At 67.0% G+C, this 23,790-nt stretch carries 18 protein-coding genes; 11 read left to right on the top strand and 7 right to left on the bottom strand.

Annotation, left to right across the window (positions count from 1 at the left end; genetic code table 11):
- Positions 1-4 precede the first annotated feature (4 nt).
- The 3 genes from VFW04_14030 to egtB are packed head-to-tail and all read right to left on the bottom strand — an operon-like array spanning position 5 to position 3,548.
- The gene (locus tag VFW04_14030; GenBank protein ID HEX5180450.1) at positions 5-1,267 is read right to left on the bottom strand and encodes a glutamate-cysteine ligase family protein; all 1,263 of its coding nucleotides are present in this window, start codon (positions 1,265-1,267) and stop codon (positions 5-7) included.
- Positions 1,264-2,223, bottom strand: a complete 960-nt coding sequence (gene egtD, locus VFW04_14035) for an L-histidine N(alpha)-methyltransferase (protein ID HEX5180451.1) — start codon at positions 2,221-2,223, stop codon at positions 1,264-1,266. Before egtD ends, VFW04_14030 begins: the two co-directional genes overlap by 4 nt.
- Positions 2,220-3,548, bottom strand: coding sequence for an ergothioneine biosynthesis protein EgtB (egtB, locus tag VFW04_14040; protein ID HEX5180452.1), 1,329 nt, complete (start codon positions 3,546-3,548; stop codon positions 2,220-2,222). The genes egtD and egtB overlap by 4 nt, the downstream gene beginning before the upstream one ends.
- 261 nt (positions 3,549-3,809) lie before the next feature.
- Here egtB and VFW04_14045 point away from each other — a divergent pair, with 261 nt between their 5' ends.
- From VFW04_14045 to VFW04_14060, 4 genes are all read left to right on the top strand, one after another.
- Positions 3,810-5,198 (top strand): mercuric reductase, encoded by a 1,389-nt coding sequence (locus VFW04_14045; GenBank protein ID HEX5180453.1) that lies wholly within the window; start codon positions 3,810-3,812, stop codon positions 5,196-5,198.
- A gap of 106 nt (positions 5,199-5,304) precedes the next feature.
- A complete protein-coding gene (locus tag VFW04_14050) occupies positions 5,305-6,927 on the top strand; it encodes an ATP-binding protein (protein HEX5180454.1) in 1,623 nt (540 codons plus the stop codon).
- Positions 6,928-7,305: 378 nt separating this feature from the next.
- A complete protein-coding gene (locus VFW04_14055; protein ID HEX5180455.1) occupies positions 7,306-7,836 on the top strand; it encodes a hypothetical protein in 531 nt (176 codons plus the stop codon).
- A gap of 8 nt (positions 7,837-7,844) precedes the next feature.
- Positions 7,845-9,485, top strand: coding sequence for an HD domain-containing phosphohydrolase (locus VFW04_14060; protein ID HEX5180456.1), 1,641 nt, complete (start codon positions 7,845-7,847; stop codon positions 9,483-9,485).
- Between the two features lie 120 nt (positions 9,486-9,605).
- Here the strand turns inward: VFW04_14060 and VFW04_14065 are convergent, their stop codons facing one another.
- From VFW04_14065 to VFW04_14080, 4 genes are all read right to left on the bottom strand, one after another.
- A complete protein-coding gene (locus VFW04_14065; protein HEX5180457.1) occupies positions 9,606-10,037 on the bottom strand; it encodes a peptidoglycan-binding domain-containing protein in 432 nt (143 codons plus the stop codon).
- Between the two features lie 233 nt (positions 10,038-10,270).
- Positions 10,271-10,846, bottom strand: coding sequence for a hypothetical protein (locus VFW04_14070; GenBank protein HEX5180458.1), 576 nt, complete (start codon positions 10,844-10,846; stop codon positions 10,271-10,273).
- Positions 10,843-12,834, bottom strand: coding sequence for a S9 family peptidase (locus VFW04_14075; GenBank protein HEX5180459.1), 1,992 nt, complete (start codon positions 12,832-12,834; stop codon positions 10,843-10,845). The genes VFW04_14070 and VFW04_14075 overlap by 4 nt, the downstream gene beginning before the upstream one ends.
- 15 nt (positions 12,835-12,849) lie before the next feature.
- Entirely contained in the window at positions 12,850-13,413 is a 564-nt protein-coding gene (locus VFW04_14080; GenBank protein HEX5180460.1) for a MarR family winged helix-turn-helix transcriptional regulator, read from the bottom strand.
- Positions 13,414-13,625: 212 nt separating this feature from the next.
- Here VFW04_14080 and VFW04_14085 point away from each other — a divergent pair, with 212 nt between their 5' ends.
- From VFW04_14085 to VFW04_14115, 7 genes are all read left to right on the top strand, one after another.
- The gene (locus VFW04_14085) at positions 13,626-13,904 is read left to right on the top strand and encodes a hypothetical protein (GenBank protein ID HEX5180461.1); all 279 of its coding nucleotides are present in this window, start codon (positions 13,626-13,628) and stop codon (positions 13,902-13,904) included.
- Between the two features lie 154 nt (positions 13,905-14,058).
- A complete protein-coding gene (locus VFW04_14090) occupies positions 14,059-14,658 on the top strand; it encodes a helix-turn-helix domain-containing protein (protein ID HEX5180462.1) in 600 nt (199 codons plus the stop codon).
- Positions 14,655-16,283, top strand: coding sequence for a TolC family protein (locus tag VFW04_14095; GenBank protein ID HEX5180463.1), 1,629 nt, complete (start codon positions 14,655-14,657; stop codon positions 16,281-16,283). The genes VFW04_14090 and VFW04_14095 overlap by 4 nt, the downstream gene beginning before the upstream one ends.
- Complete coding sequence (locus VFW04_14100) at positions 16,280-17,416, top strand: efflux RND transporter periplasmic adaptor subunit (protein HEX5180464.1); 1,137 nt, start codon at positions 16,280-16,282, stop codon at positions 17,414-17,416. The genes VFW04_14095 and VFW04_14100 overlap by 4 nt, the downstream gene beginning before the upstream one ends.
- Positions 17,417-17,431: 15 nt before the next feature.
- Positions 17,432-20,596, top strand: coding sequence for an efflux RND transporter permease subunit (locus VFW04_14105; protein ID HEX5180465.1), 3,165 nt, complete (start codon positions 17,432-17,434; stop codon positions 20,594-20,596).
- 19 nt (positions 20,597-20,615) lie between these two features.
- Positions 20,616-21,323 carry an SDR family oxidoreductase gene (locus VFW04_14110; protein HEX5180466.1) on the top strand — a complete coding sequence of 236 codons (708 nt, stop codon included), beginning with the start codon at positions 20,616-20,618 and terminating at the stop codon, positions 21,321-21,323.
- Complete coding sequence (locus VFW04_14115) at positions 21,323-23,779, top strand: ABC transporter permease (protein ID HEX5180467.1); 2,457 nt, start codon at positions 21,323-21,325, stop codon at positions 23,777-23,779. Before VFW04_14110 ends, VFW04_14115 begins: the two co-directional genes overlap by 1 nt.
- Positions 23,780-23,790 lie beyond the last annotated feature (11 nt).

A 23,790-nucleotide genomic window follows, 5' to 3' on the forward strand; every position in this document is an offset into this window, starting at 1 on the left:
TACGTTAGGCAGCCGACGAGGCGGCGGCGTCGCGGCAGTCGTCTGCCGGCGAGCGGCGCCGCAGCGTGTATCGATCGAAGAACGACCGCGCGAGCGCCAGATCCGGCTCGGCGATGAATCCCGGGCCGAGGCGCGCGCATCCCTGCAGGCCGATCTCCACCAATTGCACGGACACCGCCGCGATCGCCGGATCGCGCAGCGCCGCGTAGCCCGCGCACTCCAGTAGATCGCCGGGGGCGTGCAACGCGTCCAGCGCGTCGGCGAGCGCGGTTCGATCGTACGCCAGGCCGCCTAACAGGGCCAGCGGCGCGATGCACCATGCCGGGTCGATCGCATCGGCCCCGCGCACCTCGAAGTAGCCGCGCGGCCGCACCTCCGGAAACAGCGTCGAGAGATGGCGATGCCACTCGTCGAGCGTCGCGTCGCCCGCCTCCATCCAGTCACCGAACGAGCGGTACGTCCCATCGCGAGTACGCCGCATCATGTCGGGCGCCCCCAGGGCGAACCCGAGGTACGCTGCCACCGGATCGTCGCCGCCAATCACGCCGGTGCGCGAGGGATCGAGCCGCCGCCAGCACGCCGCACGGACGCTCTGGTGCCCGGTCAGAATACCGTCGTATCGCGGCGAATTCGCGAACATCGCGACGATGTACGGCGTGGCCGCGTTCAACATGCGCCAGCGCCGTCGTCCGGCATCCGAGTCCCCGATGTCGAGACACACCTGGAACGATGCCGTCTGACGCATCATCCGCGCGCCGCTCGGCCCGATGGCGGCGAAATACGTCTCCATGCGCTGATAGCGTTCGGCCTCGAGTTGCCGCGGCGTCGACCACACGTCGCGCTCGGACTCGATGCCGGCGGCCACGAGCTCCAATCCCTCCGCCGACGCGTAACGTCGCAGCGGCTCCAGTGCCGACCTGATGTCGCCGGCGAGGACGGATGCGCCGCTGGCCGGCGGTGCCGCGTATTCGAGCTGCCCGCCCGGTTCGAACGTCAACCGGCCGCCGTTAGGCAAATGGAACGACGGCGTGCCTTTCTCGGTCCGCGTCTCCGACCAGCAGCGCGACGCGCCGAACCGGCGCAGCACCGCGAGCACACCGCGCTCACCCTCGAGCGGCGCGATGCAGCGCGTGCTGCTGTCGATGGGCAGCAGCTCCACCTCGGCGCCGATCCGCCGCGTCGACGCCCGGTTGGGCGCGAAGCTCCGTCGCGCGAGGTCCGCCGCGAGGAGCGCGCGTCCGCGCGCGCCGCGAGGAATGCTCGTCACCGGCGCGGTCCGCGCGATGCGATCGCCAGCGCATAGGCTGGATCCTCGTTGGCAAGCCATGCATCGAGGACCAACTCCGCGTCGTCGAACATGCGCTGTACGCTCGCGCGGTCGTACTTGCAGCTGATCTCCGTTCGAATCGACTCGCCTGCCCTGAACGGCACGCGGCCGATGTGCGGGATGTGCACGTCGAGCGCGCGCCGAGCGACGAGGTGCATCTCGATGCGATGCGCCTCGCGGTTGTACCACGCGCGGTGAAAGAAATCGCGCACATCGAAATCGGCGCCGAGCTCGCGATTCAGTACGCGCAAGACGTTCGCGTTGAACGCGGCCGTCACGCCGCTCGAGTCGTTGTACGCCGCTTCGATCACCCGGCTGTCCTTTTGCAGGTCGACGCCGAGGAGGAAGTGGTCGCCCGGACACATGGCATCGCGCACGCGCCGCAACAGCGCGATCGCGTCCTGCTCCTCGAAATTGCCGATGGTGCTGCCGAGGAACGCGAACAGCACCGGCCGCGGCATCCCGCGCGGCAAGCCGAGGCCGGCGCTGATGTCTGCCACCACCGGCACCACGCGCAGCCCCGGGAGCTCACTGCCTAACTTTACCACCGACTCGCGTAAAAAATCCGCGCTGACGTCGACCGGCACGTACGCCGCGGCCTCGCCGCCGGCGCGCATGGCATCGAGCAGCAGGCGCGTCTTGGCCGCGCTGCCCGCGCCTAACTCCACCAACGTGCGCGGCGCCAGCCGCGCGATCACCGGCGGCATCCGCGTCGCCAGCAGCGCGCGCTCGGTGCGCGTGAGGTAATACTCGGGGAGCTGCGTGATCTCTTCGAACAACTCCGACCCGCGCCGGTCATAGAACAGCGTGGGCCAGAGCTCCTTTTGCGCGCGCGACAATCCGTCACGCACTTCCTCGATCAACGGAGACGGCGGACGCACCGCGGCTGCTGTCATGGCTCACTCCGCGCGCAGCGGAATCCGCTGAAGATCTGGCGCCGAATCGGATAGTCCCAATTGCGGAACGTGTTGCGGATCGCTCCCGGACGCGTGGCCCAGGAGCCGCCGCGCAGCACTTTGTACTCGTCGCCGAAAAACACCTCGGAGTACTCCGGATACGGATAGCTCTCGAATCCCGGGTATCCTGTGAAGTCGCTCGATGTCCACTCCCACACATCGCCGATCATTCCCTGACAGCCGATCGGCGAGATGTTGCGTGGATAGGCGCCTACACGCGCGGTGCCGAACGACAACTGGTCGACATTCGCGTGCTCGATGGTCGCCGGCTCCTCTCCCCAGGGATGTGAACGCGCGCAACCGGCGTCTGGATCCCAGGATGCGGCCGCTTCCCATTCGACTTCCGTCGGCAGGCGTTTTCCGGCCCAGCGCGCAAACGCATCCGCCTCATGGTAGCACACGTGGCAGACCGGCTTCGATGCATCCACGCGCTCGACGAGATCCATGCTGCGCGTGAACCACCCATCGTCGCGGCACTCCCAGTACTTCGGCGCGGACACGCGCGCTTCCTGGAGCCACTGCCACCCGGCGTCCGACCACCAGGCGCGGTTATCGTACCCGCCGGCGTCCATGAACGACAGGTACGCTCCGTTAGTCACCGGATACACGTCGATCCAGAATGGCGGGATGTCGACCTCGTGGCGCGGCCGCTCGTTGTCGTACGCACGGGTCCGGTCGTTGGTTCCCATCGGGACGCGCCCGCCGGGGAAGCACACCATCGGCGCATCGTTAGGCGCGAGCGCCGGCGCCGCCGGCAGACGCACGCGGCGCGGCGCGCGGTACGGTGCGCCCGTCTTGAGCTGCAGCGTCTGCAGTATCGTTTCGTCGTGCTGGTATTCGTGCTGCGCGACCATCGCGTACACGTAGCCATCCCGCAGCAGATCGCCGCCATCCTCGAAGTCCACGGCGCGCAAGCGCTCGAGCACGCGCCCACGAATCTCGTGCATCTCGGCGCGGCACTCGCGCAGGCTCGGCAGCGGGAGCGCGCCACGCACGCGACGAGGATGCTCGAACGGGTTGTACAGGCCCGGCATCTCGACGAACTCCACGGGCCCGTCCAGGTTGCGCGTCAACCACAGCTCCTCGAAGTGCGCGATGTGGCCGAGGTCCCAGATCACGGGACTCATCAGCGAATCGTGCTGCAGGTGCAGATCCTGCTCACTCAATGGCTCGATGAGCAGCAGCGTGCGTGCACGTGCTTCCTCGAGCATGGCAGCGATCCGATCGGCCGCGGGAGGGGCTGCATTCAACTGAGTCTGGGTCATCGGTCGAGCGGCTGGAGTGACTGCCGCTGAGTGCGCGGCAGTTCGGGCGCCGCGCATCGGTGCCCGAATCGAAGTAGATACCACTCATCAGCCCGATGGCAAGCCTCGATTGGCCGACCCAAGGGCGGACCAGCCTCTCAAGCAATTCGCGTTCTCGCCAGCGCGGTTCGAGTCCGGCAGATGGTGCCTTGATTCGCTGCTGCATGCTCGATGAGCGTTACTCGGCGGACCCTCGACTGCCTTCCCAACGGAGCACTGCGCATGACCGATGTACACGTCGATGCACTCGTCATTGGATCGGGCCAAGGTGGAGGTCCGCTCGCGGGCGCGCTCGCGCGAGCCGGTCGCCGCACCGTGTTGGTTGAGCGGCGTCATATCGGTGGCGCTTGTATCAACGAAGGCTGCACGCCCACCAAGACGATGATCGCGAGCGCGCGCGTCGCATATCTCGCGAAGCGCTCGGCGGATTTCGGGGTCCGGTGCGGCAACGTCACAGTCGACTTGCCTGCCGTCGTCGCGCGCAAGCGCGCCATCGTGTCCGAGTTCAGACAGAGCAGCGAACACTCGATCACTCGCGCCGGCGTGGAGATTCTCTTCGGCGATGCCCACTTCGTCGGAGAACGTCGCGTAGAAGTGCGCGCGTCAGACGGTTCGACGCGCAAGATGGCCGCCTCCACGATCATCATCAACGCCGGCGCTCGTCCTGCACGACCCGCCATTCCCGGGCTCGAGCAGGTGTCGACGTTGGATTCGACCTCCGTCATGGACCTGGAGGTGCTGCCGGCACATCTGCTCGTCCTCGGCGGCGGGTACGTAGGCGTCGAGTTCGCGCAGATGTTTCGCCGATTCGGCAGCCGTGTCACGATCGTCGAGCACGGCCCGCGGCTCCTCGGCCACGAAGACGAGGACGTCGCGCAGGCAGTCGCGTCGATTCTGCGCGAGGACGGCATCGACCTCGTCCTCGACGCGCGCGCCACCGGCGTCGAGCAGTCGCCTAACGGAATCAGTCTCGGCGCCGCAACGCGCGACGGCGACCGGCGCATCACGGCGACGCATCTCCTGGTGGCCACCGGGCGTGTGCCTAACACAGACACGCTCGCCGCCGAGCGTGCGGGCGTCGCGCTCGACGAACGAGGTCACATCCGCGTCGATGACCATCTCGCAACCACGGCTCCCGGCGTCTACGCCGTCGGCGACGTGAAAGGCGGCCCGGCTTTCACACACATCTCCTACGATGACTTCCGGATTCTGCGCACGAACCTGCTCGAGGGCGGCTCGGCGTCGATCGCCGGCCGGCTCGTGCCGTACACCGTGTTCATGGATCCCCAGCTGGGCCGGGTCGGGATGACGGAGCGCGAGGCGCGCGATCAACAACGCCGCATTGCCGTCGCGACGATGCCGATGTCGAAAGTGGCTAGGGCGCTCGAGACGGCGGAATCGCGCGGCTTCATGAAAGCCATCGTCGATCGAGACAGCCACCTGATCCTCGGCTGCGCCATCCTCGGCATCGAGGGCGGCGAGATCATGAGCATGCTTCAGCTCGCCATGATGGGCGGCCTGCCATACACCGCGCTGCGCGACGCGGTGCTCGCGCATCCAACGCTTGCCGAGTCCTTGAACAACCTCTTCCTGGAGCTGACTGCGGTGTAGTACCCGAACGCACGCAGCGCGCTCGGCGAACCGGGCTGCACCGTGTACATTCAGAAACGGGAGAGGTTGGCCACATGCTGCGGATCGATACGACGCCGGCCCTTCGATGACGATCGAATTCCAACCGTTCAGCCCGGACGCGCGCGCACGTTTGACGCGCGTGTGGCCCGTCGCACGACCATGGTTCATCTGGAGCGCCATTCTGACGGCCGCTACCGTGGCCATGTATTACGTGCGCACCGACATCAACGAAGGGCACGTCGCGCTCGCGTATCTGCTGATCGTGTTAGGCGGCAGCGTGAGCGGCGGACGCGCGCTCGGGTTGACCCTGGCGTGCTCCGGCTTCCTGCTCATCGATTACTACTTTCAGCCGCCATTCGACCAGTGGAACGTCGACAAACCACTCGACTGGGTCGCGCTGATCTCGTTCCTCGTCGTGGCCGCGGTGGCCACGCAGCTGCTCGTTCGCGCGCAGGAAGCCGCGAGCCGCGCGAGGCAACGCGCCGATGAAGTCGCATGGCTGTCGCGACTGGGCGCGGAAGCACTGAACGCCGGCCGTGCGTCCGATGCGCTGCACGCCATTGCAGAAATCGTCCATCGTACGCTGAACGCGGTCGGCTGCAGCATCTTTGCCTGGGACAATTCGCGGTTAGGCGACGAACCGATCGCCAGCGCCGGGCAGGACGCGGGCGCCCTCGATGCCGGCGACCGCGAGCTCGCCGCCTGGGTCGGTGAACGCGGATTTGCCGCCGCCATCGGGCCCGGCGGCGAGATCCAGCGAGGCGTCTCGGCGGTGGCCGATGATGGGCTGGGGGTCGACGCGGACGATGCGCGCACGCTCGTGCTGCCGCTGCTCGTGAATGCGCGCACCGTCGGCGTGCTGCACGTCGCGTCCTCCGAGCCGATCGCGCGCGGTCGCGCCCGGCGGCGCTTTCTCGGTGCATTGGCGTACTACGCAGCGTTAGGCGTCGAGCGCCTCCGCCTCGAGACGGAAGCCGACCATGCGACCGCCCTGCGCGAAGCCGATCGCATGAAGGACTTCGTGCTCGCATCGGTGTCGCACGATCTGCGCACGCCGCTCACGGCGATCAAGGCGCTCGCCCACGACGCCGCCGGCCGCGGCGAGCCGAGCGCTGCCGTCATCGAGGAGCAAGCCGATCGGCTGAGCCGAATGGTGGGCGACCTGCTCGACCTGTCGCGCATGAAAGCCGGTCCCTTCCCGGTGCGCGTGGAGCTCAACACCGCCGAAGACCTCATCGGCGCGGTGGTGCGTCAGTTAGGCCAATCGCTCGACGGGCGCTTGCAAACGCCGCGGCTAAACCTCGAACAGCCCGCGCTGCTCGGCCGGTTCGACTTCGTCCAATCGATGCGCATCCTCGTGAACCTCATCGAGAACGCGGATCGGTATGCACCGCCGGGTACGACCATCGATCTCGACGTGTGCCGCCGTGGCGACGCGATCTGGTTCGCGGTGTCCGATCGCGGCCCGGGGGTGCCACCCTCGGAAGCAGAGCGGATCTTCCATCCTTTTTATCAGCCCGACACTCGCGCTGGCGGCCGCAAAGGCGGCGCTGGCCTGGGCTTGGCGATCGCTCGAGGGCTCGCACAAGCGCAAGGCGGCGATTTACGCTATGAACCCCGCAAAGGCGGCGGCAGCGTGTTCAGCCTCTCGCTGCCGGCGATGGACGACGCCAACTCGACCAGTCCGACCCCAATAGCCGCCACATAGCAGGCCGCCTTCCGTTTCCCAGCCGCGGCAGGTGCTGTCGCAAAACAACCCCACCCTCGCAGTTAGCCCCGTCTAACGCACCCGTGCCCCCCGGGCGCGTTCTGTAACAACGGTGTCCAGCTCTTAGACACCGCTCCGGCGGACGGCGCGTGCAAACCAGCCAGCAGAACTGCTTTAGCCACTGATAGGTATCGTACCGCGCGCGGCGAATCGGTCATTCTGACTTTCCGGTACGGCGGTTGCCTTAGGTCTGGGCGCGATCCCAGGTGGGGTCACCGCGCCGGCGGCGCCAAGCCGGCGAATGGCCAAGTCACCCAGTGCACGTGCAACGGAGACCCTATGCTGCGAACCAGAATGCGCATGCTTGTCCTGTCGGCGGTGCTCATCGCCACGAGCGCCAGTTGCTTTTCCGACATGGGCCCGACCGGGATCTCCACGCCAGAGGTTCCGAAGACCAATCAGTCGCTGAACCTGCCGATCCTGACGCCGATCCTCAATACGGCGACCAGCCTGGTCGGTACGCTGTTTCAGTGCACGCCGCAGCCGTTCGCGGCAGACACCGAGGTCGTCGGCTCGGCCGGCGGTGTCATCACGATGGGCAAGCACAAGCTGGTGATCCCGGCCGGCGCGTTGTCGAGTCCGGTGCGGATCATTGGTTCGGCCCCGGTCGACAAGGTGGTGTCGGTGCAGTTCCAGCCTGAAGGGCTGCAGTTCAACCCCAATCATCTACCGCAGCTCACGCTGGACTACAGCGCATGTCCGATCGTTCCGGTGCTCCTGCCGAAACGCATCGCGTACACCGACAGCAAGCTGAACATCCTGTCGTACTTGCTGTCGGTCGACAACCTGCTGACACGCCGCGTGAGCGGGCAGGTGCATCACTTCTCGCGGTACGCAATCGCCTGGTGAGGACGTAAGTGTCACACACGATCCCGACGCGCTCCGGCGTCGGTCTCGCACAATCGCCGACGCGGTGGGGGAACGCGCAGTACCCCTACCGCGCCGGCGATCTGCTTGTCCGGGCGCGGGAGTGCGAGCGATCCGGCTGCATTCCCGAAGCAATGGATGCATACGACAGCGCCGTCGCAGCGGCGGAGACGAGTGGCGAGAAGACGGTGCTGGCGGAAGCGCTGCGCCGGTTGGCGGTCCTGCACCATCACCGCAACGACGCCACGCGCGCGCGAGCGCTGTGCGAGCGCAGCCGCGACGTGGCCATGGAGGCGCAGCACCTCCTGCTTGCTGCGGAAGCCCTGAACGTTCTCGCGGGCTTCGAGTTCGAGGCGGGCAAAATCGCGTCCGCCCGGGACACGTTCCACCAGGCGCTCGAGTTAGGCGGCGATGTACTCGAGCTGCGAGCGCGTGTGGAACAGAATCTCGGCGTCCTCGCCAACACGCAGGGCGACGTCGTCGCTGCGCTGGCGCACTATCAGCGCTCGCTCGATGCGTGCCGGACGCTCGGCGACGAGAAAGGCTGCGCCATCGCCTACCATAACCTCGGCATGCTCAGTGCGGACCGCGAGCAATGGGATGACGCGGATCGCTACTATGCGCAGAGCATCGCCATCGCCGAGTCGATCGGCGACGTCCACCTGCGCGGGTTGTGCCTGCTCAACAACGCGGAGGTGCATCTCGCCCGCCAGCGGTACGACACCGCGCGCCGGGGCGCCGAAGCTGCGTTAGGCATCTTCGATCAACTGGGCGCGCGGCTCGACAAGGCCGACGCGTACAAAGTGATCGGCGTCGTGTTCCGCGAGACGGGGCGCTACGCCCTTGCCGAGTCGCGCCTGCGGGCCGCCATCGATCACGCGGTGTCGACGGGCTCGGTCCTCAGCGAGGCGGAAAGCTCAAGGGAGCTCGCGCGTCTGTTCCAAGCGATGGGGCGGAATCAGGAAGCGCTCACCATGCTCAACTCGGCGCACCGGTTGTTCGGCCGCCTGGACGCGCGCCGGGATCTCGTCGATGTCGATGCCAAGCGCGCGAATCTCGAGGATACGTTCCTGGCGATCGTTCGCGACTGGGGTCAATCGATCGAATCGGCCGACAGCTACACGTTCGGCCACTGCGAACGCGTGGCGCAGTATGCGATCGAGGTGGCGCGCGCGCTGGGCCTGGACGAGACGCAGCAGACGACCGTTCGGTTAGGCGCGTATCTCCACGACCTCGGCAAGGTCCGCGTGCCGCACGAGATCCTGAACAAGGCCGGGCCGCTCACGGCGGATGAATTCGCGACCATGCAGATGCACCCGGTGTGGGGGATCGAGTTGCTCGCGACGGTGGAATTCCCGTGGGATCTCAAGCCGATCATCCGATGGCACCACGAGAAGTACGATGGCTCGGGGTATCCCGACCGGCTGCGCGGCGACGAGATTCCGTTGGCGGCGCAGATCATTTGCATCGTCGATGTGTTCGACGCACTCACCACGACCCGCAGCTACCGCGGCGCGTTGCCGTTCGAGGAAGCGCTGCGCCGCATGCGCGAGTCGCGCGGCTGGTGGCGCCCCGACGTGTACAACGCCTTCATGCAAACGGTCGCCCTCGGAAAACAGCCGGCCGCCTGATGCCAGAAACCCCCATGCCCAACGATCGGGCATGGGGGTTCTGACATCAGCGGACGCGCGGGGCGCCCCGGAGCGCCCCCCGGTGCCGCTGGTGCCGGACCGGGAAGGCGAATGGAGGCGTCAGTGGCTGGTCGTGTCGTGCGGCATGCTCGACGAGTCACTCTTCACTGTGAAACTGAGATTCAGGGCTTTCAGCACGTCGTTGATGTCGGTGCTCGTGATGTTCTTCTGCTGACGGATGCACTGGACGCCCTGCTCGGTCTTGGCGCTCCACACGCCATCAGCCGATCCAGCGTCGCATCCGTTCGAGTTGATGGCCTTCTGCAACTGCTTCACCTGGTCGCTCGTTAGGCCAGGATTCTTGGCCGTGGTCATCGGCGAACCGAGTTTCCCGTACGACGTGTCTTGCGTCACCTTGCTCGTCGTGTCCATGCGGGTCGTCGTGTCCATCCGCGTGGTCGTGTCGTGCGTCGGTGGTGTCGTTTGCTGCGCGAACGCCAGTGCGGGGACCAGCGCGAGCGTGCAAGCGAGCGCGGTGATCTTCCGGATCATAGTAAACCTCCTAAGCATCTGCGAAGACGATCGCCTTCCGTGGTGCTCGTCGCTGAAGTGCGCGAGTCCGGGGCGCACCTAGCACATGAGCAAGCAATGGACCGATGGATCGGTGCGACGCATGGACGACCACGTGTGCGGCGATGATTGTGCGACTTTAATTCCGCTCGACGCGACGGCTCGCTCTCAGAGTGAGAATCGTGTAATAAACCGCTCGATTCCCGCTGCGCAGGTCACTCGCGCAGGCCGATGTGTCTCCCCGTATGCGATGTGCTGTCCCGTTTGCCGGACGTCGTGTAATCGCTCGGATAGTAAAAGCGGAACGCGACGCGGTCGCACTGAATCACTGCAAACGGGTCGCCGCGCTCGATCAGCTTTTCGTAATCCTCGCGGCTGGGCTGGCAGCTGTACGCCTCGGGGCCGCCGGCAGTGCAGTACTGCGGATCGTCCGTCAGACAGGTTGCCGGCGTGTGCGTGTGCAGCTCGGGCGTCCCGGCGTGGCACTCGAACGAGACGTGGTTAGGCGACGCAGCCGTCACGTTCGCGGGTCGGACCTCGAGCACGTGGAAGATGCTGTCGACCTTGGTCGGCGAGATCATGCGGGCGACGATCCTCGCGCGGCGCACGCAATACGCGCGCTCCGGCTGCGCCGAGTCGTTTCGCCATGCGGCGCGCAACATGGTGCGCGCGCTGTCCTCCATCACACCGAAGCGCACGACCTGCGCGCGTGCGCTCGCCATGATGAGGCACACTGCGCCAAGTGCCCAACGGAAGGCGCGCGCATCCACAATCAGCGGCGACCGTCTCATCGCGATCGCTCCGGCGCCGCGCGCGCGAGTGCGCGCTCGAGAAACGCCGCGACGCGACGGTAGGCGAGCACCCGATTGGACGCCACCCGAAGGCCCCGCCCTCCGTCGGGAAAGCGCAGATACTCGACCGCTCCGCCATTCGCGCGGACGGCGCGAACGAACCGGTCGGCCGCGGCCACCGGGTCGTGTGGATCCTGCGTGTCGTGGATCACCATGAGCGGGGCGCGAATGCTGTCGACGTGCGAGATCGGTGAGATGTCGAGCAGAAATTGGCGGTTCGTACTGTCATCCACGGTTCCGTATTCGGCGCGATCGATGGCCGCGCGCATCGGCGGCGAAGCGGCCAGCGCGGCGACCCAGTTAGACACCCCCGAAATTGCGACGCCTGCCTTGAACCGGTCGGGGAGCAGGGCGAGCGCGGCCAACGCCATGAATCCGCCATATGACCTGCCGTACACCGCGGCGCGCGAGGTGTCTGCCAGGCGGGAATGTGCGAGCCAGTCCATTGCCGCACCCATGTCACGCACCGCATCGGCGCGATGACGGCCGTCGTCCAGTTGCGTGTATCGTCGGCCGTAGCCGGTCGAACCGCGGTAGTCGAGGTCGAGCACGGCGATGCCGCGGGTGACGAGATACTGAAACAGCGGGTGGAATGTCGCCGTCGCGTGGCTGGACGGCCCGTCATGCAGCGCGAGCAGCACCGGCGGTTTGTGTTTGCCCGCGTCGGACGGCAGGTAGAGCAATCCGTGGATCGTGTCGCCGCCCCAGCCGGCAAACGACACCGCGCGCGGTGCGACGAAGTCATCCGGATCGAGCCCCGCGGTCGTGGACCGCGTCGCTCGCGTTAGGCGGTGCCTGTCCACGTCGTAGAGATATACATCGCCCGGCACCTCGACACCGGCGGCGCGAATCACCAGGACGTCGGCGCGCGGCGCCCAGCCGATGTGGTACGTGCCGTCGGGAAGCGGAGGCTGTTGCTCGGTGCCTGCGCCGCGGAGATCGAGGAGGTGCAGCGCGCTCGTGCCGGCGACGTCCTCCGTCCACGCAAGCCATCGCCCGTCGCCGGACAACGACACGGCGTCGACCGGATGACGACTAACGCCGATCCACGTGAGCGCGCGCGCGGTGGTGTCGTAGTAGGCGAGGCCGGCGATGTCGCGGCCGTCGTCGGTGGACAGGTAGAAGCCGCGGCCGTCCTGGGACCACGCAGCGCTGCGAAAGGAGGCGGCGCTGTCGGGTGCGAACAGCGTATCCACGGCGCCGGTGGTCAGGTCGAGGAGGAAGAGGTCGTTCGTCGTCTCGCCTCGCGCGCGAGACAAGAGGAGGGCGTTGCCATCGGGCCGCCACGCCTCGACGGTCACGGCGCCCGACGCGTCGAACACGCGGCGCGGCGGCTCGGATTTCCCGTTAGGCGGAATGTCCTGGATGTAGACGTCGAAGTCCGCGCCATTGCGCGCCGTGGACGTGAACGCGATGCGCCGTCCGTCGGGCGACCATCCGCCGAAGACGCGAGATGAGGAATCGGGCGGCACGAGCTCGCGCTCCTCGAGCCCGTCGGGAGAAATCAGGTAATAGCCGTCGCGTTCATCGCCGCCGCGGTCGGATGCGTAGAAGATCCAGCCGCCGGCCGGCGACCAGGCTTGCGATGTGACGCCGGTTTCGGCGAACGTCAACTGGTGAGGCGCGGGCACTCCGGGAAAACCGCTCGCCACGCTAACGGCCCAGATCTGCGGCAGACCCGTGGTGCTCGTGATGAACGAAACCTGTTCGCCGTCGGGCGATGGCGATGGATCCGTTGCCGAGCGCACATCGAGATAGCGCGCGATGGCAGGTTTATCCGAGCCTGCGAGACCGATGTCACCGGGAACCGGGCGCGGGAGATCCGCGGTATCGGTTGTGTCGGCGGCCTGCGCCGCGAGCGGTGGCGTGATGGCGAGCAGCAAAAGTGCCGTCGCGCGCCGGGCGACCGTCGACCACGCAGCGCGCATGCCGTTCGCCCGGCGTCAGTGCGTCGGGGCCGTCGAGCGCCGACGCGTGTTCGACGCGCGGATGGGCTGCTGCATCGCGTCCTCGAAGAAGAGGGCGGGCGCATCCGTGACGCCCATTTCGCGCACGATGCGTCCCAGATGTCGCGCGAGCACGCGGCACTCCGAGCCCGAGAGATTGCGCAGCGCACCGATGAGGCGGATCTGGGCGACCTCTGGCGACGAGCGAAGCAGGGACCGTCCGGACGGCGTGAGTGCGAGCACGACGCGGCGGCCATCTTCGGCGGAGCGGGTGCGCGAGACGAGACGGCGCCGCACGAGGCGGTCGACGACGACCGACACCGAGCTCTGGTGCGTGAACGTTCGGGCGGCGAGCTCGTTGAGCGAGTGGGCCGGGGCTTCGGCGAGCGCGTGCAGCACGAACAGTTGGGCACCGCTCACGCCGAGGCGTCGTTCGGCGGCGCGAGCGGAGACGCGGAGCGATTGCACGATCCGGCGAATGGCATCGAGGGCGGCGGTGAGGTCAGCCGAGTCTTTGCGCGTGCGAGCCGGAGCGGGCCGGCGAATCGTATTGGTGGCCATTCGCGACTAATTCGAGAGGTTGCCTCGGGCGTGCCGCCGATGCCGACACAATATACGCCTCCCAACGAAGTCGGCTACGCGAGCGAGCGGACTCGGCGCATCTCGGCGGTGGGATGGACTGGCTAGCGAGGGTGGCGGATTGTTATCTTCACACCCGGCTCGCCGTTGCGAGCCGAGTCGAATGGCTCGGGTCAATCTCGTCGAGGACAAGAATGATCAACCGTCGCCGTCACGGTGTGGCGCTTGTGATCTGCTGGATTCTTTCAGCGGCGCTGTTCGTGTTTTTGTTCATCACGTACGACAACACGAAGCTGTCGTACTCGATGTATTTCCCGGGCATGCCGCTCTATGGCGCGATGACGTGGTGGTTTTTCTTCACCATCCCATTGATTGGCTGGACGTGGGGGTTCTTCAACGACCTCAAGGACTCGATCGAGCCGGAGCCAAGAAGGGGACCGACGCCGCTGCGTCCCAAGGACGAACATCGATAAGCGTGGTCGATGAGATCGAGCCCGGCGAAGGCCGGGCTCTTTTTTTGTGTGTGGCGTCGTTGGGCGGCCGGCGCGAGCAGGTCGGAAAGCCGGCAATAGTGTGTGTAAGTGGTTACTTGCTTTGCTCGTGAGGGCTGGATAGGCTTGGGCCCTTATGGATATACGCGAACGGCTGCTGGGCGCCGCGGCCCAGGTATACGCCGAGGCTGGATATCGAGGCGCGACGACGCGGCGCATCGCGCAGCAGGCGGGCGTGAGTGAAATCACGCTATTCCGCCAGTTCGGGTCGAAAGAAGCGCTGATGCTCGAGGCGTTGACAGCGGCGAGCCGCACGGCGGTGTTGGCGCTGCCGGACGTCCCGACGGATCCGGTGCGGGAGCTCGCCGAGTGGAGTCGCGGGCGATTCGAGACGCTGTTTCGAATTCGGTCGCTGCTGCGGAAGGTGATGTCCGAGGTGGAGGAGCATCCCGAGATCATCAATTGCGCCAAGAGCTATCCGCGTCATCCGGTGAACTTCCTCGAGCAATACGTGCGGCGGTTGCAGGAGCGCGGTTGGGCGGCCGGCGACATCGATCCGAGGGTCGCAGCGGCAATGCTGGTCGGCGCGATTTTCACGGAGGCAATGGTGCGGGACATGATACCGGAGGTTTACTCGTACGGGATCGAGGAGGCGCTCGACGGCTACGTGCGATTGTTCCTGCGCGCGATCGGCTGCGATGCGGGCGCGGCGGCCGTCGCGGTGCGGGAGACGTGAGCGCGCATCGGTGGCACGCGGTTGCGTGGGGTGCGGCGCTGGCGGCTGCCACGGCGGTGCCGTTAGGCGCGCAGGCGGCAGACTCGACGCGGCGCATGTCGCTCGATGACGCGCTCACGCTGGCCGAGTCGCGGAGCGAAGACGTTGCGATCGCGCAGGCTGGGGTAGAGCGCGCGCGCGGCCAGGAGACGAAGGCGCATAGCGGATACTGGCCGCAGATCTCGGGTTCGCTCTCGTACACGCGAACGCTCAAGTCGATCTTCCAGAACTTTGCGATCGATACGACGGGGGCGCCGCCGTCGTGCGACACGTTTCATCCGAATCCCTCGGCGCCGTTGGACCAGCGGGTTGCGTTGCTCGAGCAGGCGTTCGGGTGCGCGCCGTCGTCGGGCAATCTGTTCAGCGAATTCTCGAGCGTGGGGTTCGGATCGGCGAACCAGTACACGCTCGGGTTGTCGGTGACGCAGAACCTGTTCTCGGGCGGGCGCGTCGGCGCGCAGGTGAAGGAGGCGGGTGCGCAGCGGGAGACGGCCGCGATCGGCCTAACGGCGGCGCGGGCGCAGCTGATCCTGCAGGTGACGCAGGCCTACTACGACGCCGCGTTGAGCGACCGGCTGCTCGAGATTGCCGTGGCGACGCTCGCGCAGGCGGACACGACGCTCTCGCAGACGCGTCTGGCGAAGAACGTCGGCAATCAGCCGGAGTTCGATCTCTTGCGTGCGCAGGTGACGCGCGACAACCAGGTGCCGGTGGTGATTCAGCGCCGCTCGAGCCGGGATCTCGCGTACCTGCGGCTCAAGCAAGCGCTCAACCTGCCGCTCGACCAACCGGTGGCACTGACGACCGCGTTAGGCGACACGGGATCGGCCGTGTCGACGCGGTTGGCGTCGCTGCTCGCCGCGACGCCGGACACGACGTCGGCGCGTCGCGCGCCGGTGCGGGAAGCGGACGAGGCGGTGGTCGCGGATCGCGCGGCGCTCAGGGTGGCGAAGGCGCAGCGCATTCCGTCGCTGACGGTGTCGTCGCAGTTCGGGCGCGAGGCCTTTCCGAATTCCGGGTTTCCGGATTGGAGCCAGTTCCGGTCCAACTGGACGGTGACGGGCGGCATCCAGGTTCCGCTGTTCACGGGCGGCTCGATTCACGGCGATGAAATGATCGCCGAGGCGAATCTTCGGGAGTCGGAGGCGCGCGAGCGTCAGACGCGCCAGCTGGCGGCGCTCGACACGCGGGACGCGGTGTCGCAGCTCGAAGCGGCGCAGGCGCAGTTCGCGGCGAGCGAGGGCACGGTGGAGCAGGCGGTGCAGGCGTATCGAATCGCGGAAGTGCGGTATCGGGAGGGTATTTCGCCGCAGACCGAGCTTTCGGATTCGCGGATTTCGCTGCAGCAGGCGCAGGCGAACCGGGCGCAGGCGGCGCGCGACCTTCAGGTGGCGCGGGTGCGGTTTGCGTTGCTGCACGATCTGCCGATTTCGGCGAGCGTGGCGCCTAACGCCGGGACGATGACGGCGCCGCAGCAGCCGGCGCAGTCGCTGACCGTGCCGCCGGTGATGACGGTGATGCCGGCGCAGCCGGCGCCGGGCGTGCTGACCAACACGTCGCCTAACCCATCGGGAGGACCGCTATGACGCCGCTCGGGCGGCGGCGCTACGGATGGGCGGTGCGCGGTGGCGCGGTGGTGGCGTCGGCCGCGATCGTGGTCGCGTGCCGGGGCAACGGCGCCGCGCGCGCGTCGGCGCCGGCGGCCGTCGAGGTGGGGCGCGAGAACGTCGCGGTTGCGGCGGTGGAGCAGCTGCAGAGCGGGCCGGCGGTCTCGGGAACGCTGGAGGCGCGGCAAACTGCGACGCTGCGCGCGGAGGTGGCGGGACCGGTCCTGCAGACGTACGTGGACCGGGGCCAGTCCGTTAGGCGCGGCGCCTTGTTGGCGCGCATCGACGACACCGCGCTCCGCCAGGCGGCGTTGTCCGCGCAGTCTGCGGCGCGCTCGGCCAAGCTGTCGTTGGACAATGCGCAGCGGAACCTGGATCGGTCGGCTGCGTTGGAGAAGGCCGGTGCGATCGCGGAGCGCGATCTGGAATCCGCGCAAAGCGCGCTCGCGGCCGCGGCGGCGGCGAACGAGGACGCGCAGGCTCGGCTCACGCAGGCCCGGCAGACGCTGGACAAGACATTCGTTCGCGCGCCGTTCGACGGGCAGGTGAGCGACCGCCAGGTGAGCGCGGGCGACGTGGTGCAGCCCGGCACGGCGCTGATGACGGTGATCGATCCGGGGAGCATGCGCCTCGAGGCGTCGGTGCCGTCGGAGCAGATTGCCGCGATCAAGCGCGGCGCGCCGGTGCGGTTCACGGTGTCGGGATATCCGGGGCGGACGTTCGTTGGGCACATCGAGTTTGTGAGTCCGGCCGCCGATCCCGTGACGCGGCAGATCAAGATCGATGTGACGATTCCGAACGACCGGAGCGATCTGGTGGCGGGATTGTTCGCGCAGGGGCGCGTGGCGTCGGAGACGCGGACGGCGCTGGTGGCGCCGCTCACCGCCGTGGACCAGCGCGGCGTGACGCCGGCGGTGCTCCGCGTGAAAGGCGGCCGCACGGAGCGGGTGGCTGTACAGTTAGGCATGCGCGACGACGTGCGCGGCGTGTACGAGGTGACGGCGGGGCTGTCGGCGGGCGACACCCTGCTCATCGGGGCGGCCCAGGGCATCACGCCCGGCACGCCGGTCAAGATCCTGCTGTCGTCGGATTCGACGGCGGCCGGTCGTTAGGCACGCGGGGCGGTCATGTTCATTTCCGATTTTGCCATCAAGCGGCCCATCGTCACGATCACGGTGATCCTGGCGCTCGTCGCGTTCGGCGTCGCGTCGTTGTTCCGGCTGCAAACGGACGAGTTCCCCGATATCCAGCAGCCGATGATCGCGGTGAGCATCTCGTATCCCGGCGCGTCGCCCGACGTGGTCGAGCGCGAGGTCGTGGATCCGATCGAAGATGCGTTCTCGTCGATCACGGGCATCGATTGGCAGCGCACGACGTCGACGTCGACCGACGGGCTGGCGCAGTTCCTGGTCGTGTTCGACTACGACAAGGACATCCAGCAGGCGTCGCAGGACATACGCGACGCGATCTCGTCGAAGCGGGAAGATCTGCCCACCGAGATGAAAGAGCCGGTACTGAGCCGGCTCGATCCGAGCGAAATGCCGGTCGTGTCGCTCACGCTCACGTCGTTGACCATTCCGCCGGCGACACTGACGCGCATTGCCGATCCGGGCATCGTGCGCGACTTGCGCGCGGTGCCGGGCGTGGGCGAAGTGACGGTGGCGGGCGGCATCAAGCGCGAGATGACGGTGCAGGTCCACCCGAGCGATTTGCAGGCGAACGGCGTCAGCATCGCGGAGGTGGTGCAGGCGATCGGGCAGCAGAATCTGGCGGCTCCGGTCGGGCGGTTGAACAGCGCGCTGGAGGAGCAGTCGATCCGTCTCAAGGGGCGGCTCGAGGACGCGCAGGATTTCGCCAACCTGGTCGTCGCCGAGCGCAAGGGCGCGGTGATTCGGTTAGGCCAGGTGGCGTCGGTGTTCGACGGCACCGAGGAAGCGCGCACGAGCGCCATGTTCAACGGGCGCGAGGCCGTGGGTATCGACATCAAGAAGTCGAAAGGTTACAGCACGACGGCCGTCAGCAAAGCGGTGCTCGAGCACGTGGCGCGTTTGCAGCGGACGCTGCCGGCGGGCGCAAAGCTGGAGGTCGTGCAGAATGCCGGCGAACGCGTGCAGCACGCGGTGTCCAACGTCGAGGAGGCGCTGGTCGAGGGAGCCCTCCTCACCGTGCTGGTGGTGTTCTTCTTCCTGAATTCGTGGCGATCGACGGTGATCACCGGGCTGGCGTTGCCGGTGAGCGTGCTCGCGTCGTTCATTGCCGTGTGGGTGTTCGGCTTCACGCTGAACACCATGTCTCTGTTAGGCCTGTCGCTTGCGATCGGCATTCTGATCGACGATGCGATCGTGGTGCGGGAGAACATCGTGCGGCACATCGAGATGGGGAAGAACCATTACGAGGCGTCGCACGAGGGGACCAACGAGATCGGGCTGGCGGTGGCGGCCACGACGTTCTCGATCGTCGCGGTGTTCGTGCCGGTGGCGTTCATGTACGGTCTGGCCGGGCAGTGGTTCAAGCCATTCGCGCTCACGATCGCGTGCGCGGTGCTCGTCTCGCTGTTCGTCTCGTTCTCGCTCGACCCGATGCTGTCGGCGTACTGGGCGGATCCGCAGGTGGAAGCGCATCAGCACCGCGGGTTCGTCTCGCGGCACCTGGAGCGATTCAACGCATGGTTCGAGCGGATGGCCGACGGCTACAAGCACGTGATCGGGTGGGCGCTCGACCATCGCGCGGCGATGATCGGATTGGCGTTCGTGAGCTTCGCAGGCGCGATCGCGCTCGTGGCGAGTCAGAAGGTGGGCGCGGAGTTCGTCCCGGTGAGCGACCGGAGCGAGATCGACTTCATCATCCAAACGCCGCCGGGCTCGAACCTCGAGTACACGAAGCTCAAGGCGGAGGAGGCGGCGGGGATCGCGCGCGCGCATCGCGAGGTGGCATACACGTACACGACGGTCGGCACGGAGCTGATGGGCAGGGCGCCGGGCGTGGATCAGGCGCAGGTGTACGTGCGGCTCGTCCCCAAGGCGGGCCGGTCGCTGAGCCAGGATCAGTTAGGCGAGATCCTGCGGCGCGAGCTGCAGCGCATCGGCGGCGCCACGCCGTCGGTGTTCACGAGCGGCTTCGGCGGCTCGATAAAGCAGATTCAGATCCAGATCCGGGGCAGCGACCAGAGCGTGTTGCGGACGTTTGCCGAGCAGGCAGCGCGGGTGTCGGCGCGGGTACCGGGGGCGGTGGACGTCGGATTGTCGGTGCGCGGGCAGAAGCCGGAGCTCGAGGTGCAGGTGAATCGGCCGCTCGCCGGTTCGTTAGGCATAACGGTGGACCAGGTGGCGCAGTCGCTGCGGCCGGCGTTCGCGGGGCTCAAGGCCGGCGACTGGGTGGATCCGTCCGGCGAGACGCGCGACGTGACGGTGCGGCTGTCGCCGGAATCGCGGGAGCGGGCGGCGGACCTGTCGCGGCTGCCGCTGGTCGTGGGCGGTGGACCGGGCGCGGCGCCGGTCACCATTCCGTTAGGCCAAATCGCAACCGTGACCGAGGGCGTCGGGCCGGCCGAGATCCAGCACCTGAACCACGAGAAGGTGGTGAGCGTGGAGGCGAACGTACAGGGGCGGCCGCTCACCGAAGTGTCGAAGGAGATGAACGCGCGCATCGCCAAGCTCGAGCTGCCGGCGGGCGTCGACATCACGCAGGGCGCGCAGGCGCAAGACCAGGCGGAGGTCTATGGCCGCATGGCGATGGCGTTAGGCATCGCGATTCTGCTGATGTACCTCATCCTCGTCGTCCAGTTCGGCTCGTTCCTCGATCCGATCTCGATCCTCGTGTCGCTGCCGCTGTCGCTGATCGGCGTGGTCCTGGCGCTGCTCGTGACCGGCAGCACGATCAACATCATGAGCCTGATCGGCGTGATCCTGCTCATGGGGATTGTGGCGAAAAACGCGATTCTGCTCATCGATTTCGCGAAGTGGGCGCGCGCGCGGGGCCTTCCGCTGCGCGAGGCGTTGATCGAGGCGGGCCGGATCCGGCTGCGGCCCATCATCATGACGACGCTGGCGCTGATCGCGGGCATGCTGCCGGTGGCCATCGGGTTCGGCGAGGGCGCGGACTTCCGGGCGCCGTTGGGCCGGGCGGTGATCGGCGGCGTGATCACGTCGACACTGCTGACCTTGTTGGTCATCCCGACCGTGTACGAGATTCTCGAGGGGTGGAAGGGAGCGTTGGCGGAGCGCTTCTTCAAGCGGCGCGGCACGGGCGAGTTCGCGGTGCCGAACGCCGAGCCGGCGCACGGGGACGACTGATTTCGCTCGGGGGACGACGATGGAACTGAAGAACGCGAAGGTCCTGGTGACGGGTGGCAGCTCGGGGATCGGGTTGGCGACGGCGAAGCGCCTGGCGTCGGCTGGCGCGAAGGTGGCGATCTGCGGACGCAATGGCGAGCGGTTGCGCGCGGCGGCCAAGTCGGCAGGCGCCGTGGCGATCGAGGCCGACGTAAGCCGCGAGGCCGACGTCGCGCGGCTGGTCGAGACGGCGATCCGGGAGTTAGGCGGGTACGACACGCTGATCAACAACGCCGGATTCGGCCGGTTCGCACCGCTGATCGACATGACGGCGGCCGACGTCCGGAGCGTGTGGGAGACGAACGTGTTGGGCGCGATGCTGGTGGCGCGGGATTCGGCGCGCCACTTCGTGCGACAGCAAGGCGGCAACATCGTCAACGTGGTGTCCACGTCGGGACAGCGCGGTGGGGCGAACGGGACGGCCTACGCGTCGAGCAAGTTCGCGCTCGCCGGCCTAACGGACGTGTGGCGGACGGAGCTGCGGCAGTATGGCATTCGGGTGATGCAGATCAATCCCAGCGAGGTGCTCACCGAGTTTCGCTCGAACTCGGGGCGGCCCGGTGGCGGCGAGAATCCGACCAAGCTGCACGCCGAGGACATCGCGGACGTGATTGCGAGCATGTTGATGCTGGACGACCGCGTGTTGGTGAAAGACGTCACCGTATGGGCGACGAACCCGAAGGACTGATGAGCGGCCGCCCGGCCGACGTCCCGCGCGAAGCGCGTGCGGGGCGTGGGAGTGCCGCGGGTACGGATCTGACGTTCGCGCTGCGGCAACTTCGGCGGCACCCGGCGTTCGCGACTGTGGCGGTGTTGACATTGGCGTTAGGCATCGGCGTCACGACGGCAATGTTCAGCGTCGTGCACAACTTGCTGCTCGATCCGGCTCCGTTCCGGGATAGCGGCCGCATCGTCCGCCTCTATGAAACCACACCAGGATACGGTCTTGACCAGGGCTCCGGTCCACAAACCATTTTACTGATGCCATCGAGGCCGATCGCGGATGCGTGGCGTGATCGCGCTCGGACCCTCGAGAAGGTTGTGTGGCTGCAGCCGCGCGACGATGCCCTGCTTGTCGGCGGAGCCGAGCCCGAGCTCGTTCATGCCGAGGCGATGTCCGCCGATGTGCCGTCCTTTCTGGGCGTTAGGCCAGTGCTCGGTCGCAGCTTCACTCCGGACGAAACTACGCGGCGCGCTGCTCCGAGCGTTCTCTTGGGCTATGGCTTGTGGCGCAGTCGGTTTGGTGGTGCGCGAGACGTTGTCGGGCGTGGACTCGACGTGAACGGGACAGTGCACACCATCGTCGGTGTCATGCCGGCCGGGATCGACCTGCCGGGGGCGCCGCCGATCGGTGTTTGGCTTCCACTCGTGGACACCGGCGACAGCGGCATCGTGATACCATGGGCACGCCTGCGCCGCGGAGTTTCAGTCGTGATGGCAGAGCGGGAGCTCGCAGGCATTCTGGCCGCCACCGCGCGGCCTTGGACACCTGCGGGGCAGCAACCGGGTGTTCAAGTCGTTCCACTTCGCGAGTACCTCGGCTCCCATGTCGAGAAGACGATGGCGTTGGTCGCCGGGGCCGTGGGGCTAGTCTTGCTCATCGCCTGCGGGAACGTGGCCAATCTCTTCCTCGCGCGGGCAGCGAGCAGACAGCGCGAGCTCTCGATGCGTATTGCGTTAGGCGCTAGTCGAGGTCGCCTGCTGCGGCAATTCGCAGTAGAGAGTCTGTGCGTCACAATCATGGGCGGGGCGCTTGGTGTGCTGGTGGCGTGGCGTGGTATCGCCCTGGTTGACTCAACGCGGCCGGCTGTGCTGGATGCACTCGACTCGGCACGGCTAGACGGCACGTCGGTTCTCTGGACCGTCGGGATTTCGATTGCGACAGGATTGGCGTTCGGGATAGTGCCGTTGCTGATCGGCGCTCAGCGAAATCCCGCAGACGTGCTCAAGAGCACTTCGCGAACGGCTTCGGGCGGCCGCGACGTTGGCCGACTTCGCGCTGCGCTCATTGTCGGTGAGGTCGGCCTGTCCACGGCGCTGCTGGTTGCGGCGGCCTTGCTGATTCGGACGGTGCACAGTCTGCAGAAGGAAGATATCGGCTTTGACCCGCACAATCTCACCGCGCTGTATGTGTCGCTGCCGCGGACTCTTTATGCGGCACCTGCTCAGAAAAAGGCCGTGATGGATCGGCTCGTTCGGCACGTGCGCCTTCTTCAGGGAGTTGAGGACGTGACACTCGCGCACGGAGCACCTCCATACTCCGGCGTCGCGATTGGCGCGGCCATGGAAATCGCCGGCCGCCCAACAGGCGCAAACGACTCGGTAAAGATGATTGGCTACGACGTCGTGCAGCCGGACTACTTCAGGGTGCTTCGGCTGCCAGTCGTGGCCGGTCGGATTTTCGATGAGGACACGCTGACACACACTGCCATGGTCAGCACGGAAACGGCTCGCCACTTCTGGCCTGGGAGTAGTGCGTTAGGCAAGCGATTTCGTATCGACCCTAAGGGGCCATGGCACGTCGTCGTAGGCGTCGTGGCCCAGATGAAGGCACCTGGCTTCGCCGGGGCGCTCGCGGATCAGATCTACGAACCGTCCGGAGCAAACACGGGCACAACGATGATCCTTCGGACGCGTGGCGCTTCACCCGAGCTCCTCGCGTCGACGAGCCGATTGGCGGCAACGATCAATCCGCAGATCCGTATCAGTGGCAGGGCAATGGCGGCAGAGTTTGCGGCGCTCTTTGCAGGACGCCGTTTCACCATGTTCCTCTTGTCCGTGTTCGCGGGTATTGCGTTAGCCCTGTCGACTGTTGGACTTTATGGTGTGGTCGCGTACTCGGTCGTGCAGCGACGGCGAGAGATGGGAATCCGCTTGGCACTCGGCGCGCTCCCGTCCGCAATTACGCAGCTTGTCGTGATGGAGGCGGCGAGGTTGGTCGGCACTGGACTATTGCTCGGCGCCATCTTGACCTTCGCCCTGAGTCGCGTGTTGCGGTCATTGCTGGCGGAAATAGGGCGGGTGGATCCGGCCACTTGCACGATTGTGGCGTTGCTCTTGGCGGCCGCTGCGCTACTTGCCGCGTACGTGCCCGCGCATCGAGCGTCTCGTGTCGATCCGGTGATCGCACTGCGCGCGGAGTAATAGGGTGCGCG

Source organism: Gemmatimonadaceae bacterium (genome assembly GCA_036273715.1).
GTDB lineage: Bacteria > Gemmatimonadota > Gemmatimonadetes > Gemmatimonadales > Gemmatimonadaceae > JADGGM01.

Coding starts and splice junctions, on each gene's coding strand:
- VFW04_14100 (HEX5180464.1), top strand. CDS start 16,280: ATGACGCCGCTCGGGCGGCGGCGCTACGGATGGGCGGTGCGCGGTGGC.
- VFW04_14075 (HEX5180459.1), bottom strand. CDS start 12,834: ATGCGCGCTGCGTGGTCGACGGTCGCCCGGCGCGCGACGGCACTTTTG.
- egtD (HEX5180451.1), bottom strand. CDS start 2,223: ATGACAGCAGCCGCGGTGCGTCCGCCGTCTCCGTTGATCGAGGAAGTG.
- VFW04_14045 (HEX5180453.1), top strand. CDS start 3,810: ATGACCGATGTACACGTCGATGCACTCGTCATTGGATCGGGCCAAGGT.
- VFW04_14110 (HEX5180466.1), top strand. CDS start 20,616: ATGGAACTGAAGAACGCGAAGGTCCTGGTGACGGGTGGCAGCTCGGGG.
- VFW04_14065 (HEX5180457.1), bottom strand. CDS start 10,037: ATGATCCGGAAGATCACCGCGCTCGCTTGCACGCTCGCGCTGGTCCCC.
- VFW04_14085 (HEX5180461.1), top strand. CDS start 13,626: ATGATCAACCGTCGCCGTCACGGTGTGGCGCTTGTGATCTGCTGGATT.
- VFW04_14090 (HEX5180462.1), top strand. CDS start 14,059: ATGGATATACGCGAACGGCTGCTGGGCGCCGCGGCCCAGGTATACGCC.
- VFW04_14050 (HEX5180454.1), top strand. CDS start 5,305: ATGACGATCGAATTCCAACCGTTCAGCCCGGACGCGCGCGCACGTTTG.
- VFW04_14115 (HEX5180467.1), top strand. CDS start 21,323: ATGAGCGGCCGCCCGGCCGACGTCCCGCGCGAAGCGCGTGCGGGGCGT.
- VFW04_14105 (HEX5180465.1), top strand. CDS start 17,432: ATGTTCATTTCCGATTTTGCCATCAAGCGGCCCATCGTCACGATCACG.
- VFW04_14080 (HEX5180460.1), bottom strand. CDS start 13,413: ATGGCCACCAATACGATTCGCCGGCCCGCTCCGGCTCGCACGCGCAAA.
- VFW04_14070 (HEX5180458.1), bottom strand. CDS start 10,846: ATGAGACGGTCGCCGCTGATTGTGGATGCGCGCGCCTTCCGTTGGGCA.
- egtB (HEX5180452.1), bottom strand. CDS start 3,548: ATGACCCAGACTCAGTTGAATGCAGCCCCTCCCGCGGCCGATCGGATC.